This window comes from Polaromonas sp. CG_9.7 (assembly GCF_015752205.1).
Taxonomy (GTDB): domain Bacteria; phylum Pseudomonadota; class Gammaproteobacteria; order Burkholderiales; family Burkholderiaceae_C; genus Polaromonas.
In genome coordinates, this window is the sequence record NZ_JADOVG010000019.1 from 14,667 (window position 1) to 29,830 (window position 15,164).

General features: G+C 60.4%; 12 protein-coding genes. 8 read left to right on the forward strand and 4 right to left on the reverse strand.

Annotated elements, in window-relative coordinates; all coding sequences use genetic code 11:
* The first annotated feature begins 192 nt into the window (after positions 1 to 192).
* The 4 genes from malQ (at position 193) to IWX87_RS16175 (ending at position 4,900) form a co-directional block, all read left to right on the forward strand.
* Positions 193 to 1,692: a 4-alpha-glucanotransferase gene (malQ, locus tag IWX87_RS16160; protein ID WP_196864558.1), complete on the forward strand. Its 1,500-nt coding sequence runs from the start codon at positions 193 to 195 to the stop codon at positions 1,690 to 1,692.
* 83 nt (positions 1,693 to 1,775) lie between these two features.
* Positions 1,776 to 3,302 (forward strand): DNA-3-methyladenine glycosylase 2 family protein, encoded by a 1,527-nt coding sequence (locus IWX87_RS16165; protein ID WP_196864559.1) that lies wholly within the window; start codon positions 1,776 to 1,778, stop codon positions 3,300 to 3,302.
* A gap of 126 nt (positions 3,303 to 3,428) precedes the next feature.
* Positions 3,429 to 3,953, forward strand: a complete 525-nt coding sequence (locus tag IWX87_RS16170) for a methylated-DNA--[protein]-cysteine S-methyltransferase (protein WP_196864560.1) — start codon at positions 3,429 to 3,431, stop codon at positions 3,951 to 3,953.
* A gap of 17 nt (positions 3,954 to 3,970) precedes the next feature.
* Positions 3,971 to 4,900 (forward strand): DMT family transporter, encoded by a 930-nt coding sequence (locus IWX87_RS16175; RefSeq protein WP_196864561.1) that lies wholly within the window; start codon positions 3,971 to 3,973, stop codon positions 4,898 to 4,900.
* A 1-nt stretch (position 4,901) separates the two neighbouring features.
* On the opposite strand, the gene IWX87_RS16180 is transcribed toward IWX87_RS16175, so the two are convergent.
* Positions 4,902 to 5,561, reverse strand: coding sequence for a DUF1345 domain-containing protein (locus IWX87_RS16180; protein ID WP_196864562.1), 660 nt, complete (start codon positions 5,559 to 5,561; stop codon positions 4,902 to 4,904).
* Positions 5,562 to 5,642: 81 nt separating this feature from the next.
* On the opposite strand from IWX87_RS16180, the gene IWX87_RS16185 reads away from it, so the two are divergent.
* The 3 genes from IWX87_RS16185 (at position 5,643) to IWX87_RS16195 (ending at position 9,780) form a co-directional block, all read left to right on the forward strand.
* Positions 5,643 to 6,065 carry a potassium channel family protein gene (locus tag IWX87_RS16185; protein WP_196864563.1) on the forward strand — a complete coding sequence of 141 codons (423 nt, stop codon included), beginning with the start codon at positions 5,643 to 5,645 and terminating at the stop codon, positions 6,063 to 6,065.
* A gap of 82 nt (positions 6,066 to 6,147) precedes the next feature.
* Positions 6,148 to 8,889, forward strand: a complete 2,742-nt coding sequence (locus IWX87_RS16190) for a DEAD/DEAH box helicase (RefSeq protein ID WP_196864564.1) — start codon at positions 6,148 to 6,150, stop codon at positions 8,887 to 8,889.
* A gap of 18 nt (positions 8,890 to 8,907) precedes the next feature.
* Entirely contained in the window at positions 8,908 to 9,780 is an 873-nt protein-coding gene (locus tag IWX87_RS16195) for an SWIM zinc finger family protein (RefSeq protein WP_196864565.1), read from the forward strand.
* Positions 9,781 to 9,787: 7 nt separating this feature from the next.
* On the opposite strand, the gene IWX87_RS16200 is transcribed toward IWX87_RS16195, so the two are convergent.
* Positions 9,788 to 10,642 (reverse strand): mechanosensitive ion channel family protein, encoded by an 855-nt coding sequence (locus tag IWX87_RS16200; RefSeq protein ID WP_196864566.1) that lies wholly within the window; start codon positions 10,640 to 10,642, stop codon positions 9,788 to 9,790.
* A 685-nt stretch (positions 10,643 to 11,327) separates the two neighbouring features.
* Here IWX87_RS16200 and IWX87_RS19735 point away from each other — a divergent pair.
* Positions 11,328 to 11,966, forward strand: a complete 639-nt coding sequence (locus IWX87_RS19735) for a DUF6088 family protein (protein WP_370583934.1) — start codon at positions 11,328 to 11,330, stop codon at positions 11,964 to 11,966.
* Positions 11,967 to 12,159: 193 nt separating this feature from the next.
* Here the strand turns inward: IWX87_RS19735 and katG are convergent, their stop codons facing one another.
* Both katG and IWX87_RS16210 read right to left on the reverse strand, forming a co-directional pair.
* Complete coding sequence (gene katG / locus IWX87_RS16205) at positions 12,160 to 14,403, reverse strand: catalase/peroxidase HPI (protein ID WP_196864567.1); 2,244 nt, start codon at positions 14,401 to 14,403, stop codon at positions 12,160 to 12,162.
* A gap of 309 nt (positions 14,404 to 14,712) precedes the next feature.
* A complete protein-coding gene (locus IWX87_RS16210) occupies positions 14,713 to 14,982 on the reverse strand; it encodes a hypothetical protein (RefSeq protein WP_196864568.1) in 270 nt (89 codons plus the stop codon).
* Between the last annotated feature and the right edge of the window lie 182 nt (positions 14,983 to 15,164).

The window sequence follows — 15,164 nt, forward strand, 5'->3', positions numbered from 1 at the left end:
CACCCGGGAACCATGACTTCTCCCCAGCGGGGTCATGGATTTCGGATTCCCGGATCAAGTCCGGGACAGGCTCTGTCCGCAATGACAAAAGAGATGACGGAGAGCTTCGAGAAAGCTGAGCAGTTACTTTGAAAGCTACTTCCTGGCCACGGCGAACGACAAAAGCCTTCTGCATTTTTGAATGGACAACCCATGACCTTTCCCCGTTCCAGCGGCGTGTTGCTCCACCCCACATCCCTGCCCGGCCCACATGGCTGCGGCGACCTGGGACCGGGCGCTTATCACTTTGTTGACTGGCTGGTCACGGCCAGGCAAAGGCTCTGGCAAATTTTGCCACTGGGCGGCATCGGTCCCGGCAACTCGCCTTACATGAGCAGTTCGGCCTTTGCCGGCAACCTGCTGCTGATCGACCTGGCCGAGCTGCGCCAGCATGGCTGGCTGATTGATGCCGACCTGCAGCCGGACGCCGCATTCAGCGAAGCCCGCGTTGACTTTGGCGCCGTCGTGCCGTGGCGCATGGCGCGGCTGCAAAAAGCCGCCGCCCGCTTTGCGCAACACATCAGCGCAGCCGACCAGGCGGACTTCGCCGATTTTTGCCTGCACCACGCCGGCTGGCTGGAAGACTACGCGCTGTTCATGACGCTGGATGAACTCCACAACGGGCGCGACTGGAGCGACTGGCCGGCGCCGCTTGCCCAGCGCGCGCCGCAGGCCCTGCAGGAAGCCAGCAGCGCGCATGCCGAACGCATTGCCTTCTGGAAATTCAGCCAGTGGTGCTTTTACCGGCAATGGAAAAAACTGCGCGCCCATGCCAACGAGCGCGGCGTGAAGATCGTCGGCGACGCACCCATCTTCATCGCCTACCAGAGCGCCGAAGTCTGGGCGCGCCAGGAATTGTTCGAGCTGGATGCCGACGGCCGCGCCACCGTCATCGCCGGCGTGCCACCGGACTATTTCAGCATCACCGGCCAGCGCTGGGGCAACCCGCTGTACCGCTGGAGCGCCCATGCGGCCGAAGGCTACGCCTGGTGGACAGAACGCGTACGGCGCATTTTCGAGCTGGTGGACATCGTGCGCATTGACCATTTCCGGGGCTTTGCCGGCTATTGGGAAATCCCGGCCAGCGAGCCCAACGCCATCCGCGGACGCTGGCTGCCCGGCCCCGGTGCGGCGCTGTTCCATGCCATCGAAGCAGCACTGGGCGAATTGCCCATCATTGCCGAAGACCTGGGGCAAATCACCCCCGACGTGGACGCCTTGCGGCATGAATTCAGCCTGCCCGGCATGCGGATTTTGCAGTTTGCGTTCAGCGAAGACGGCGACAACACCAATGCCTACCTGCCGCACAACTACGACAGCAACACCGTGGTCTACACCGGCACGCACGACAACAATACCACGCAGGGCTGGTGGGCCGAGGCCTCGCCCGCGATGCGCCAGCAGGTGCTGGACTACCTGGGCACCGGTGACGGCCACGACATCCACTGGCAATTGATCCGCGCTGCCAGCGCCAGCGTGGCCGACACGGCGATCCACCCGATGCAGGACGTGCTGGGCCTGGGCAGCGACCACCGCATGAACCTGCCGGGCCAGGGCGAAAGCCATTGGGAATGGCGTTTCAGCTGGGCACAAGTGCAGCCTGCGCACGCCGAACAACTGGCCCGGTTTGGCAGCCTCTACCGGCGCGAGTGACGGGCGGGCCAATCGGTCAAGCCGCAATTTAACAAGTCCGGAAACGGCCAGTCAGCCTGCCGCATGCGCCGTATCATTGCCGCATGACGACGAAAAATTCCCTGCTGGCCGACGACGATTGCTATATCGCGCTGAAGGCGAGGGACGCGCGTTTCGACGGCCGCTTCTTCACCGGCGTGCTATCCACCGGCATCTACTGCCGGCCGGTGTGCAGCGTCAAGACACCGCTGCGCCAGAACTGCCGCTTTTTCAGCCATGCGGCGCAGGCCGAAAGCGCCGGTTTCCGGCCCTGCCTTCGCTGCCGGCCCGAACTGGCGCCGCATTCGGTGGCTTGGTCGATCCAGGATGCGTCTTACATCCTGGCGCATCAGGCGGCCCGGCTGTTAGATGAGCCCGACAGCTGGACCGATGAAGCCGTCTCCGTTGAAAAGCTGGCCGCGCGTCTGGGCGTGAGCAGCCGCCATGTGCGGCGCATCTTCGAGGCGCAGTTCGGCGTGTCGCCGTTGCAGTATTTGCAAACCCGGCGCCTGCTGACAGCTAAGCAGTTGCTGGCCGATACCGACATGCCCGTGACGCAGGTGGCGCTGGCCAGCGGCTTTGCCAGCGTGCGCCGTTTCAACGCCGCGTTCATGCAGCACTACCGGCTCAACCCAAGCGAGATGCGCCGGCAGCAAGAGAGCCCACAGCATGAAGGCATCACCGTTCGCCTGGGTTACCGCCCGCCTTACGACGTGGCCTCCATGCTGAAGTTTATTGAAACACACCGCATAAACGCTATCGAATTCATAGCTACTGACAACCACCAGACAAGCACAGGAAGGACATTAGCCATCGAATCTAGCGGAAAAACACATGCGGGCTGGCTGCTCGCCCGTTTTGACGAGCCGCACAACCAGCTGGTCTTGCAGGTGAGCGATTCGCTGCGCGAGGTGCTGCCGCTGGTGATTCGCCGGGTCCGCGCGCTGTTTGACCTGGACGCCGACCCGGCCGCCATCAACAGCGTGCTGCACACCAGCTTTCCGGAGGGCGACGGGCTGCGGGTTCCCGGCGCGCTCGATGGCTACGAGCTGGCCGTGCGGGCGGTGCTGGGCCAGCAGATCACCGTCGCGGCGGCGCGAACGCTGGCGCAGCGGCTGGTGGACCGATTCGGCGAGCCGATTGAAACGCCGTGGCCGCAGCTGACCCGGCTGTTTCCCGCGCCCGCCGTACTGGCCGTTGCCAGCAGTGATGCGCTCGGACAATTGGGCATCGTCAGGCAGCGCCAGGCGGCCATTAACGGCATTGCGCAGGGGGTCGCCGAAAAGCGGCTGCATCTGCATGGTGGCGCCGATGTCAACGCAACAATCGCCCAACTCAAGGCGCTGCCCGGCATTGGCGACTGGACGGCGCAATACATCGCCATGCGCGCCCTGTGCTGGCCCGATGCGTTTCCGGCCGGCGACGTGGCGCTGCATAAAATGCTCGGTGTGCAGACACTCAAGTCGCCGGCCCGGGAAGCTGAAAAGGCATCGCTGGCGTGGAAACCGTGGCGCAGCTACGCCGTCATACGCGCCTGGAGCGGCTTGCTGGCCGCCGCGCCAGACAAGCTGCCTTCATTGGAAATACCATGAATGCTATTAAAAAAATAGCTTAAAACGCATACTCAGCGGGCGAAAAGCCTGTAAAAACCATAAATTTTTGCAGTTATCCTGCCCATCCGCGCGAAAGCCAACAAGCCACACGCTAAAGAGAGCATCATGAAATTTGACCCCTCCCCTGTTCAAACCACCGTTGCCAGCCCGCTCGGGCCTGTCGTCATCGCCGCCACCGGCAAAGGGCTGGCCGGGCTGTGGTTTGCGGAAAACCAGCGCTTTCTGCCGCCTGAACTCACAGGCCCGACGGCTTGGCAAGATGACGCCAGCCATCCGGTTTTGCAGCAGGCCCGCCAGCAACTCGGCGAATATTTCTCCGGCCAGCGCAACCAGTTTGACCTGCCGCTGGACCTGGGCTGTGGCACGGCGTTCCAGCAATCGGTGTGGCAGGCGCTGCTCGATATTCCCCAGGGCGAGGTCACCAGTTACGCAGAAATCAGCCGGCGCATCGGCAAACCGGCGGCGGTGCGGGCCGTGGGTGGCGCCATCGGGCGCAACCCCATCAGCATCATCGTGCCCTGCCACCGGGTGACGGGCAGCAGCGGCGCACTGACCGGCTACGCCGGCGGGCTGGACCGCAAGACCGCCCTGCTCCGGCTTGAAGGCGCATTGGCCGAGAGCCTTCTTTGAACGCGCGGTCGCCCGCGATGGGGGCTGCCAACTGTGTTGCGGCAGCCAGCCCCAAAAGCTGGACCACTGACTTCGTGCTGCTGGCGGCTATCTGGGGCTCGTCATTTTTGTTCATGCGGATGGGTGCGGTCGAGTTTGGACCGCTGCCAACCGCCGCTGTGCGGGTGACGATTGCGGCGCTGTTTTTGCTGCCGCTGGTGTGGCTGCGTGGCTTGCTGCCCGTGCTGCAGAAGAACTGGAAACGGGTTTTTTTCATCGGCATCATCAATTCGGGTATTCCGTTTGCCTGCTTTTCGTTTGCGCTGCTGTCCATCAGCACCGGACTGGCCTCGATCCTGAATGCCACCGTGCCGATGTTTGGCGCGCTGATTGCCTGGCTCTGGCTCAAGGACAAACCTACCGCCTGGCGCTTCGCGGGGCTGTTCATCGGCTTTTCCGGCGTCGCGCTGCTGGCGGGGGACCAGGCCAGCTTCAAGCCGAACGCTTCGGGCGTGGCGCCATTCTGGGCCGTGCTGGCGTGCCTGCTCGCTTGTGTTTGCTACGGCATTTCGGCCAGCTACACCAAACGTTATCTTTCCGGTTTGCCGCCACTGGTGACGGCCGCCGGCAGCCAGATCGGTGCCACATTGGGCTTGTCCCTGCCGGCCTGGTGGCTGTGGCCGGCGCGCATGCCGGGTGCGTCGGCCTGGCTGGCGCTGCTGGCCGTCGGCGTGGTCTGCACCGGCATCGCCTACATCCTGTTTTTCAGGCTGATTGAAAACGCCGGTCCGGCGCGCGCGCTGTCGGTGACGTTTGTGGTGCCGGTGTTTGCGGTGTTCTACGGCGTGCTGTTTCTGGGCGAGTCAATCACGCCGTGGATGCTGGGCTGCGCTGCGGTCATTGTTTGCGGCACGGCACTGTCCACCGGACTGCTTCGGCCAGGACGCCGGCGCGCCATGCTGCCCTGAGTTATTGCAACACGCCGGCCACCACGTTGATGCTGAGCGCCAGCACCAGCATGTTGAAGCCGAACGACAGCACACTGTGCACCAGCGTGAGCCGGCGCATCTCTCGCGAGGTGACCTGCACGTCAGAGACCTGCGACGTCATGCCGACCACGTGGGCGTAGTACAGAAAGTCAAAATAGTCCGGGTCCTGCCCGCCCGGAAACGCCAGGCCCGGTCCATCGGGCTCTTTCAGCTTTTCTTCCTGGTAATAACGATGGGCATAGCGAAACGCAAAAATCGTCTGGATAAACAGCCAGGACGTGATCAGCGCGACCACTGACAGCGCGAGATGAAGCGCACGCGTTGTTCCGGAGAATGCTTTGCCCTGCTGCATCATGACCACGATGGCGGCCACGCAAGCCATCGTGGCCAGCAGCATCAGCAAAAACAGCACCACGCTGGGTTCGTCCTGCGCCTGCGCGCGCTCGCGGGTTTTTTGGGCGTCGAAGCGCTCGCACAGCCACCAGGCCAGCGCCAGGTACACCGCCACGCCGACGCTCCAGCCCAGCAGTCCGCGAAACTGCCAGACCAGCGGCAGCGGCAGGCCAGCGCTTGCCAGGCCCGCAAGCAGGCCATACAACAGCCGCTGCGGCCCGGTGGTTTCGGAAAGAGAATGACGCATGGCGCCATTGTGCAGCCCGGCGGGTGCGGACAATAATCGATATTTCTATTCGCCTTCCCATTCGCCATAACCAGACCGCCCATGTCGTTCAAGAAGCACCCCAGAAAAGTCCATATCGCCCGACAGGGAGTTTTTTATTCGCTGGTCCTGTGCGCAGTGATCCTGCTGTTGGGCGGCTTTGGCTTCTGGATGCTTGACCCCGGTGTGCACACCATGGCCGAAGGTTTGTGGCTGGCGTTCACCACGGCAGCCACGGTGGGTTATGGCGATGTAGTGCCCAGCACGCATGCGTCGCGCATGTTCGCCGTCATCGTGGTGCTGCTGGGGCTGGCAGTGCTGTCACTGGCCACCGCCTCGCTGGCGGCCATCTTCGTGGAGAAGGATGTCGAGGAAGGCGAAGAACTTCACATTGAGCACCAGCTGATGCACGAGATCAGGCAACTGCGCGAGGAAGTGCAGTCGCTGCGCCTTGACATCCAGCGCGAAAAATCCGGCCGGTCCTGATGGAATCAAGCCGACAGCCCGCGAAATTAGCGATTTTCCTCAGTCCCATGCCACCCCGATGGGCGATTCAACCGATTGAACAATGGACGCCCTGAACGCTCCCGACACGCTGGACAACGTGCATCACCTCGACAGCCTGCACAAGCTGGCGCCGAAGCTGACGCCCCGTGGCCACCTGCTGGCCACGCCGCAGGACGATGCGCCGCCACTGGCGCCGCACGTCAGCCAGGAACTGCAGGAGGCTTTTGCGCTGGGCAGCGGGCATGGACTGCTGCTGCTGGGAACAAAGCATGTCGGCCAAGCCCTGCCGCCAGCCTGGGCCTGGTGGCGCGCCGTGGCAACGCTTTATGTCACCGCCCTGTGCGCCGTGCCCGAGGACGGCAAGATCGAACTTTCCATGCCCGAGTCCGCAGAATTTGACGCGCTGATCGCCGACCTGCCGCCCATGACAGGGGCCGAGTATGTGACAGCCCAAGGGCTGGCGGTGTTGTGGAAAGCAATGGATGGCGCCCTGAAGCTGGAACTGGCAGCGGCCGGGTTGCCGCTGCAGGCCTTTCTGAAATCGCGCCATCCGGCCTGGAACCTGGTCGGCCGCGTGCATTTCAACCTGGCGGAAAACCGCAAGGATCCGGACGCGCCGTTCGCCTTTCTGGCTACCTACACCGCGCGCCTGTCGGCACATGGAACGGCGCAGCACCAGCCCCTGTCGCAAGCGCTGGCAGAATTTTCTGACAGCAAGAGCCGGGCGCAACTGCTGTCGCTGCTGCTGCCGGTGAAGCGTGCGGCCGAACACTGTGGCTGGCTGCGCGAAATGGTCGAGACCGGCGACATCTACCACCCGCTGCGCTGGACCGCGCTGGATGCCTTTCGTTTCCTGTCCGACCTTGCGAAACTGGAAGCCGCCGGCATCATCGTGCGAACGCCGAAGGTCTGGAAAGCCGGCAAACCGTTGCGCCCGGTGGTCAAGGTCAGTGTCGGCACGCGAGCGCCATCGCTGCTGGGCCAGAATGCGCTGCTGGACTTCAGCATGCATGTCTGCCTTGACGGCGAAAACCTGAACGACACTGAAATTGAGGCGCTGCTCCAGCGCGGAGATGGCCTGCAGTTCATTCGTGGTCGCTGGGTCGAAGTCGATCGCAAGGCCATCGGCCGCCTGCTGGAGCGCTTTAAAGCGATTGAAGCCGCCGCCGAGAACGGCCTGTCCTTTGCCCCGGCCATGCGGCTGCTGGCCGGCGCTTCGCTTGACGAAAGCGGCGAGCCGCTGGACGCCGACTGGTCCGAACTGGCCGCCGGCCCGTGGCTGGCCGACACCCTGGCCGGGCTGCGCAAGCCCGAGGGCCTGGCGCAAATCGATCCGGGGCCGGAGCTCAAGACCACATTGCGGCCCTATCAGCAGGCCGGCGTGCGCTGGCTGTACCTGCTGACCCGGCTCGGACTGGGCGCTTGCCTGGCCGACGACATGGGACTGGGCAAGACGATTCAGGTGCTCGCGCTGCTGCTGGTGCTCAAGCGCGAAGGCAGCGCCAGCGCCACCGCTTCTGCCCACCAGCCCAGTCTGCTGGTGGCACCGGCCTCGCTGCTGGCCAACTGGGCAGCCGAAGCCGGGCGCTTCGCCCCGAACCTGCGCGTGCTGGTGGCCCATCCGTCAGCCATGCCACCCGCCGATTTCAAGGCGCTGGATGCAGCGCGGCTGGCCGGTGCAGACCTGGTCATCACCAGCTACGGCTCACTGCTGCGCCAGCCGCTGCTGCAGGGTTTTGACTGGCGGCTGTTCGTGATCGATGAAGCGCAGGCGATCAAGAACCCGGGCACCCGGCAGACGCGGCAGGTCAAAAAAATCAAGGCGCAGTCGCGTATCGCCCTGACAGGAACGCCGGTGGAAAACCGCCTGTCCGACCTGTGGTCGATTTTTGACTTCACCCACCCCGGCCTGCTGGGCACGGACAAGGTGTTTGCCAAGTTCACCAAGCGGCTGGCCGCCGCCGAACATTTCGGCCCCTTGCGCGCGCTGGTGCAGCCGTACATCCTGCGCCGCCTGAAAACAGACAAGCAGGTGATCAGCGACCTGCCCGACAAGACCGAAGTCAAGGCCTGGTGCCTGCTGAGTCCGCTGCAGGCGGCGCTCTACCAGCAGTCGGTGCAAGACCTGGCCAATGCGCTCGAAGACGCCGAAGGCATTGGCCGCAAGGGTGTCGTGCTGTCCTTCTTGATGCGCTTCAAGCAGATCTGCAATCACCCTTCGCAATGGCTGGGCGACGGCGCCTGGAAAGCGCCCGACAGCGGCAAGTTCGCCCGATTGAAAGAACTCGCCGAGGTGATTGCCGCCAAACAGGAAAAAGTGCTGGTTTTTACCCAGTTCCGCGAAACCACCGAGCCGCTGGCGGCGTTTCTTGGCAGCATTTTTGGCCGCGAAGGCCTGGTGCTGCATGGCGCTACGCCGGTGGCCAAACGCCGCGAACTGGTCAGGCGCTTTCAGGAAGACGAGCAGACGCCGTTTTTCGTGCTGTCGCTCAAGGCCGGCGGTGCAGGCCTGAACCTGACGGCAGCGTCGCATGTGATTCACTTTGACCGCTGGTGGAATCCGGCTGTCGAAAACCAGGCCACCGACCGCGCCTTTCGCATCGGCCAGCAGCGCAACGTGCTGGTGCACAAGTTTGTGTGCCAGGGCACGGTGGAAGACCGCATCGACCAGTTGATTGAATCCAAGCAGCAACTGGTTCGAGATGTGCTGGAGGGCGGCGCTGAACTGTTGCTGACGGAGATGAGCGACCGCGAACTGCTGGACTTGGTCAAGCTGGATATTCACGCTGCCAAAGAAAACTGAAGTCAGGAAGGAGAAATAATGCGTGACGACAACTACGGGTGGCCCGCTTATGTATCGGTCGCCGAACGGCGGGTAAAAGCCGAGAAAGCTGCTGGCAAGGCGAAAAAAGCCGGCGCTGTCTTGACGCCGATCATGCCTTTTCGTGGCGTCCTCGCCAAGACTTTCTGGAGCAAGGCCTGGTGCGACAACCTGGCCAACTACAGCGATTACACCAACCGCCTGCAGCGCGGCAGCAGCTATGTGCGCAACGGTTCGGTGATTGACCTGCAGGTCACGCCCGCCGAGGCACGCGCGCAGGTGATGGGTTCGAGCCTTTACAAAGTGTCTGTCAGCGTGACGGCCGTGCCTGAAAAGCAGTGGAAAACCATCTGCACCGATTGTTCGGGTTCGATTGATTCACTGGTCGAGTTGCTGCAAGGCAAGCTGTCAGGTGCGGTGATGGAGCGCATCTGCAAACCAGGAACCGGACTTTTCCCCTCACCCGAAGAGATCACATTTGACTGCGACTGTCCGGATTACGCATTCATGTGCAAACATGTCGCTGCCGTGCTGTACGGTATAGCGACCCGGTTGGACCAACAACCCGAGATGCTTTTCAGCCTGCGCCGGGTCGATACCAAGGACCTGGTCCAGCAAGCAGAGGGGGGACTAAGGCCTTCAGCCAAGCGCATGGCGCCGGGCAAGGTGCTTGACGACGCGCTGCTGGGGAATGTGTTTGGTATCGAAATGGCAGAGCCGGCGCTGCCAGCCAAGCCTGCAATGCTCAAGGCAGCGGCAAAAAAATCGGCAAAAGTAACAGCCAAGTCTGTTACGAAGCAGGGAAAGTCAACGGCGAGCACACCAAAAGCAAAGCGAGCGCCACCCGTGAAAACAAAGAAGGCAAACGACTGACTTTCGCTTAAGGGCGAAGGTCCTCGACCTTGGCCGCCTCCTGGATAACGTGGATTTCGCGCTGCGGAAAGGGGATCGAGCAGCCGCCCTGCTCCAGTTTTTCCTTGCAGCGCTGGATGAGGTCGAGCTTGGTGCCCCACCAGTCGGTACGTGAGGTCCAGACACGGAACAGGATGTTGACCGAATTGTCGCCCAGGCTGTCGACCTTGATCAGCGGGGCCGGGTCCTGCAGGATGCGTGACTCCTCTCGCGCTATCTGATTCAGGATGGCCAGCGCAGTGTCAATGTTGTCGCCATAGGCAATGCCGTAGGACTCGTCAATGCGGCGGATGTCTTTGTCCGTGACCGACAGATTGACGATGGTTTGGCCCCAGATTTTCGAGTTTGGAATAAAAACAATAGGGCCGTCCGGCAGATGCGCCTTGCAGATAAAGAATCCTGGCGCGTCAATGATATAAACCTTGCCGTCAAGCTGGACAGCATCGCCAATATTGAACGGACGAAAAAACAAAATCATGACGCCTGCAGCCACATTGCTCAGCGTTCCCTGCAAGGCCAGCCCGATGGCCAGGCCGGCCGCACCCAGCAGGGCAATCAGGCTGGTGGTCTCGACGCCGAAGCGGTTCAATACGGCAATCAGCGTAAAAATAAGCACCGCGACGCGGACAATTTTTCCCGGCAACTGGTGAAAAACCGGATCTATCTTGTCTATTTTTTTGACGGCACCGTTGACCATGCGGCTGAGCCAGCCTGCCACGATGTAACCCGCAATCAACGTGGCAATCGCCCCCAGCACGTTCATTCCGTACGTCAACAAATAGTTTGTCAGGCGTTCAAGGTTGTTTGTAAATTGGTCGGGCATGGGTGTTTTTTGTACTTTCAAAAAGAATCATGGCTCGAGATTGCTTGTGCAAGAGGCCAGCGAAAGCCCGGCATCAATAAATACCGGGTGACAGGGAGGTGGTTGCCAATTGAGCCCTGTGGTAAGGGCCAGTTCCAATTTTTGGATAAAAAAAAGGGTTGCCGCTATTTTCATGGTGGCAAACCCTTGGATGCTGGCGGAGCGGACTGGAGATTGGAGATTGGTCAATCTCTATGCAAACCAAGTGTTCATACGGCTTTGCGGTCGATTCACACTGCAAGGCCATTCTTCAAGAATGGCTCATTCCAATGGGCAAGCGAGCCGCTACTGTAGCGCGGATTCAAGTTTCTGTTTGAAATTCGTACCCGTGACCACGCAGCCTCAGAAATGGGTGTTGATGGGCGTTTTATTGGGCCTGTACGACCATTTGTGGGCATGCGCCGGATACCGCCAAAAATGGGTGTGAATGGGTGTGAATGGGTGTGAATGGGTGTTCATCATCCAACGCGCAGGAAACGCTGTTGATTTTGGTGCCGGCTACCGCACCGACGGTAGTCTCCCTTCGCCCACAGCAATAGCTTAGCCCTTCCCGAGGGAGGCCTGGTTTCGCCCAAAGAGTTCTTACACTTAGGTTCATGGGCTGCGGTCGATCAGGTTTTTTCGCGGCTGGCCAAGGAGGAAAAAGGTGCCAAGGGTAGTCCGTAGTGCTTATATCGCCCCCACCTCCAACCGTTTTGGCACGCGCTCTACCGCCCTGGAAAAAGTGGTTGAGGCCCTTGCAAGCCAAAGCGGCAATATCGTTGCGCCACATGGCGCCAATGCGGCGAACGCACTGGGCCTGAACCAGCAGTTCCCGATCTGTGAGGTCTACCTGACCTCAGGGCGCACCCGCAAATTCACACTCGGTTGCTCCAAAATCATGGTCAAGCATGCCCCCCGATTGACGCTTGCTTTGGACATGGATCAGGCCTGTGTCGCAGTTCGTGCCTTGGCAAGGCTGGGGCCTATGCATGACAGCAAAACGCTAGCCGTACTGCACCGTTGTCTTAAGCCAATTGAATGGAAAGCCCTGGAATCCACCCATGCTGTCCTGCCAATCATGGATGGCGCGCCATCGGCGAGGAAGCTCATCGTGTCTGGGCCATCACCGTACCCTGATCACACTTCAATGACTTGTCCATCTGTTGTGACAACGTCGCAATCTTGGTCGCAATCGCTTCGCGTGCGGGCCAGGCGCCATGACCGGCCAAGTCTACGTTCTTGGCACGGGCCCCTGATGCGTATCCTCTTGCGAACCTGTCAGATGCGCTCATCAAGCAGCTGATGGATCCGAGTCGTGTGCTGTGCGGCGCGTTTTCTGCGCTGGAGCGTCAGAGCTCCCACAAGCAGATAGACCATACAAAGAAATCCCTCATAAAACCCGATCCCGCGTGGAATAAAGCAAGCCGAGCACCTCGCAAAGCCAGACAACCCGCTTGGACTGAGACTTGCGATGGTGGTAAATGGACAGCACCTTTTTAGTTAAAAAGGTCGAGATTCATCACCTTGGTCCAGGCAGTCACGAAGTCACTGACAAACTTCTTTTGCGCAGTCGCACTGCCATAAACCTCGGCTATCGCTCGCAACTGCGCGTTCGAACCAAAAATAAGATCGACCCGCGTGGCGGTCCAACGACGTTGGCCGGTCTTGCGGTCCACCCCTTCGAACTGGTCCCCTGCCTCTGAAAGTGACTTCCATTGAGTGCCCATGTCGAGCAGATTGACAAAGTAATCGTTGCTCAGCGTGCCCGACTTGCTGGTGAAAACGCCATCCAGGGTCTGGCCCACATTCGCTCCAAGCACCCGAAGTCCACCGACGAGCACGGTCATCTCCGGAGCCGTCAGTGTCAACAGCTGTGCCCTATCGAGCAGCAGAGCTTCTGCAGGCACGCTGTAGCGGGTCTTTTGGTAGTTGCGGAAGCCATCAGCGATTGGTTCGAGTGGCGCAAAGGAATGCACGTCGGTCTGCTCTTGCGACGCGTCCATGCGCCCCGGCGCGAAAGGAACAATGACTTCATACCCTGCGTTCTGAGCTGCCTGCTCCACCGCTGCGCTGCCTGCCAGAACGATCAGATCAGCCATTGAAAGCTTCTTGCCACCGGACTGAGCATTGAACTCCTTGCAAATCCCCTGCAATATCTGCAGCACCTTGGCCAGTTGCTCTGGCTGATTGACAGCCCAGTCCTTCTGCGGCGAAAGCCGGACTCGGGCACCGTTTGCACCGCCCCGCTTATCGGAGCCCCTGAACGTGGACGCTGACGCCCAGGCGGTCGAAACAAGTTCGGCCACTGTCAGTCCCGATGCAAGTACCTTTTTCTTCAGGGATGCCACATCCTGCTGATCCACCAGGGCGTGGTTGACTTCCGGGATTGGGTCCTGCCAGATGAGCACCTCAGCCGGCACCTCGGGGCCAAGATAGCGAGCACGCGGCCCCATATCGCGGTGGGTGAGCTTGAACCAGGCACGTGCGAAGGCATTGGCGAGCTCGTCGGGATTTTCATGGAAGCGCCGGGAGATTTTTTCGTACGCCGGATCCATTCGCAGCGAAAGATCTGTGGTCAGCATTGTCGGACGGTGACGCTTGGAGGGGTCATGCGCGTCCGGGATAATGTCGGGAGCGTTCTTGGCCACCCACTGCTGCGCGCCAGCCGGGCTCTTGGTCAGTTCCCATTCAAAGCCGAACAGGTTTTCAAAGTAGTTGTTGCTCCACTTCGTCGGAGTGCTGGTCCATGTTACTTCCAGCCCGCTGGTAATGGTGTCGCGGCCCTTGCCGCTGCCAAAGCTATTGGTCCAGCCGAAGCCTTGGGCCTCCACGCCAGCCGCCTCGGGCTCATTGCCTACATGCTCCGAAGGTGCGGCACCGTGGGTCTTGCCGAAACTGTGACCGCCGGCGATCAGCGCCACAGTTTCTTCGTCGTTCATGGCCATACGGGCGAATGTCTCGCGTATGTCAATGGCGGCGGCAAGCGGGTCGGGTTTGCCGTCCGGACCTTCAGGGTTGACATAGATCAAACCCATCTGAACCGCGGCGAGCGGGTTTTCGAGGTCGCGCGTGTGGGTCACTTCGCTGTCGTCGTCCTTGACCAGAACGCCATGACCTTCTTCAACTCCGGGCGATCCTTTTAAATAACGCACGTCGCCGCCGAGCCATTTCGTCTCGCGACCCCAGTACACATCCTGATCCGGCTCCCATACGTCCTGGCGACCGCCTGCAAAGCCGAACGTTTTGAAACCCATGGTTTCCAGTGCCACGTTGCCCGTGAGGATGATCAGGTCGGCCCAAGAAATTTTCTCGCCGTATTTCTGCTTGATTGGCCAAAGCAGGCGTCGAGCCTTGTCCAGACTCACATTGTCCGGCCAGCTGTTCAGCGGCGCAAAACGCTGTTGACCGCGCCCCGCCCCCCCCCGGCCATCGCCTATCCGGTAAGTGCCTGCGCTGTGCCATGCCATGCGGACGAACAATCCTCCGTAATGTCCGAAGTCCGCCGGCCACCATTCCTGGGAATCCGTCATCAACGCAGCGAGATCGGTCTTTACTGCCGCCAGATCCAGGCTGTTAAATGCCTGGGCGTAGTCGAAGTCCTGTCCCATCGGGTCCGACTTTGCTGAGTGTTGATGCAGCAGTTCCAGCGGTAACCGGTTGGGCCACCAATCACGGTTGGTTGTACCAACTGCAGCAGCTGCGCTGAATGGGCATTTGGCCTGGGCATTTTCGTTACTCATATCAAAGCTCCTTTTATGCATTGCGATGGAAACCATATCCGAAATATTCTGTTCGAACAAATGCTCGCATGCGGGAAATTTTCTCAATGACGGCGATAGCAGTCTAAAGCTCCTCGGTCTGGAAGCCATGCGCCTACAGACGGAGCGCGGCAGGATCAACCGGTCGACAGGCAAAATTGCTGACCAAACCCTCTTATTCTTTGGGGCCACGTGAATAAAAAAGCGAGCACCCGTCAGTTTGAACTCTAGGACTCGTTCAGGCAACCCCAATTGGTGTGAGTACAAGTCGCAAGCATCGTCAACTAACCATCAGCCGCCAGCGGAAAGCCTGCCCGTGAGGGCCAGCATTTCATCTTTCCCGTTGTTGTCGCGGATAGGCCGCAGTCGGTAGTCTTCAACACTTCCCGTGCTGGTGTTTTTAATACCGCTGTCATAGGATGCCGGCACCGCCGGACCCACCACTCGAACAGCCCACCATCCATACCCATGGGGAGAGGGTGAGGGGAGGATATCCACCAGCCTTCCCACATTTGTTCCTTTAATGATGTAAGCCAGATCACCGATTTTGCAGCGAAGCATGGTCCTTCTCCTTGTTAAAAGTTTTATTGGAAGGCGCATGTTCCGTAAAGAGCGCCATGTCATCTGTCCCTTTAATGCCCCGGATAAGCATTGAGACATGTCTTCGGCCAAGCTCCGAACCACATTGGCAACATTCCAATATGCTTATTTTCAATAAGAAATTCCGGTTACCCATCACTGAA

What these genes read in the sequence shown, in the direction of transcription:
- malQ (WP_196864558.1), top strand. Translation starts at nt 193, where the DNA reads ATGACCTTTCCCCGTTCCAGCGGCGTGTTGCTCCACCCCACATCCCTG.
- IWX87_RS16165 (WP_196864559.1), top strand. Translation starts at nt 1,776, where the DNA reads ATGACGACGAAAAATTCCCTGCTGGCCGACGACGATTGCTATATCGCG.
- IWX87_RS16170 (WP_196864560.1), top strand. Translation starts at nt 3,429, where the DNA reads ATGAAATTTGACCCCTCCCCTGTTCAAACCACCGTTGCCAGCCCGCTC.
- IWX87_RS16175 (WP_196864561.1), top strand. Translation starts at nt 3,971, where the DNA reads ATGGGGGCTGCCAACTGTGTTGCGGCAGCCAGCCCCAAAAGCTGGACC.
- IWX87_RS16180 (WP_196864562.1), bottom strand. Translation starts at nt 5,561, where the DNA reads ATGCGTCATTCTCTTTCCGAAACCACCGGGCCGCAGCGGCTGTTGTAT.
- IWX87_RS16185 (WP_196864563.1), top strand. Translation starts at nt 5,643, where the DNA reads ATGTCGTTCAAGAAGCACCCCAGAAAAGTCCATATCGCCCGACAGGGA.
- IWX87_RS16190 (WP_196864564.1), top strand. Translation starts at nt 6,148, where the DNA reads ATGGACGCCCTGAACGCTCCCGACACGCTGGACAACGTGCATCACCTC.
- IWX87_RS16195 (WP_196864565.1), top strand. Translation starts at nt 8,908, where the DNA reads ATGCGTGACGACAACTACGGGTGGCCCGCTTATGTATCGGTCGCCGAA.
- IWX87_RS16200 (WP_196864566.1), bottom strand. Translation starts at nt 10,642, where the DNA reads ATGCCCGACCAATTTACAAACAACCTTGAACGCCTGACAAACTATTTG.
- katG (WP_196864567.1), bottom strand. Translation starts at nt 14,403, where the DNA reads ATGAGTAACGAAAATGCCCAGGCCAAATGCCCATTCAGCGCAGCTGCT.
- IWX87_RS16210 (WP_196864568.1), bottom strand. Translation starts at nt 14,982, where the DNA reads ATGCTTCGCTGCAAAATCGGTGATCTGGCTTACATCATTAAAGGAACA.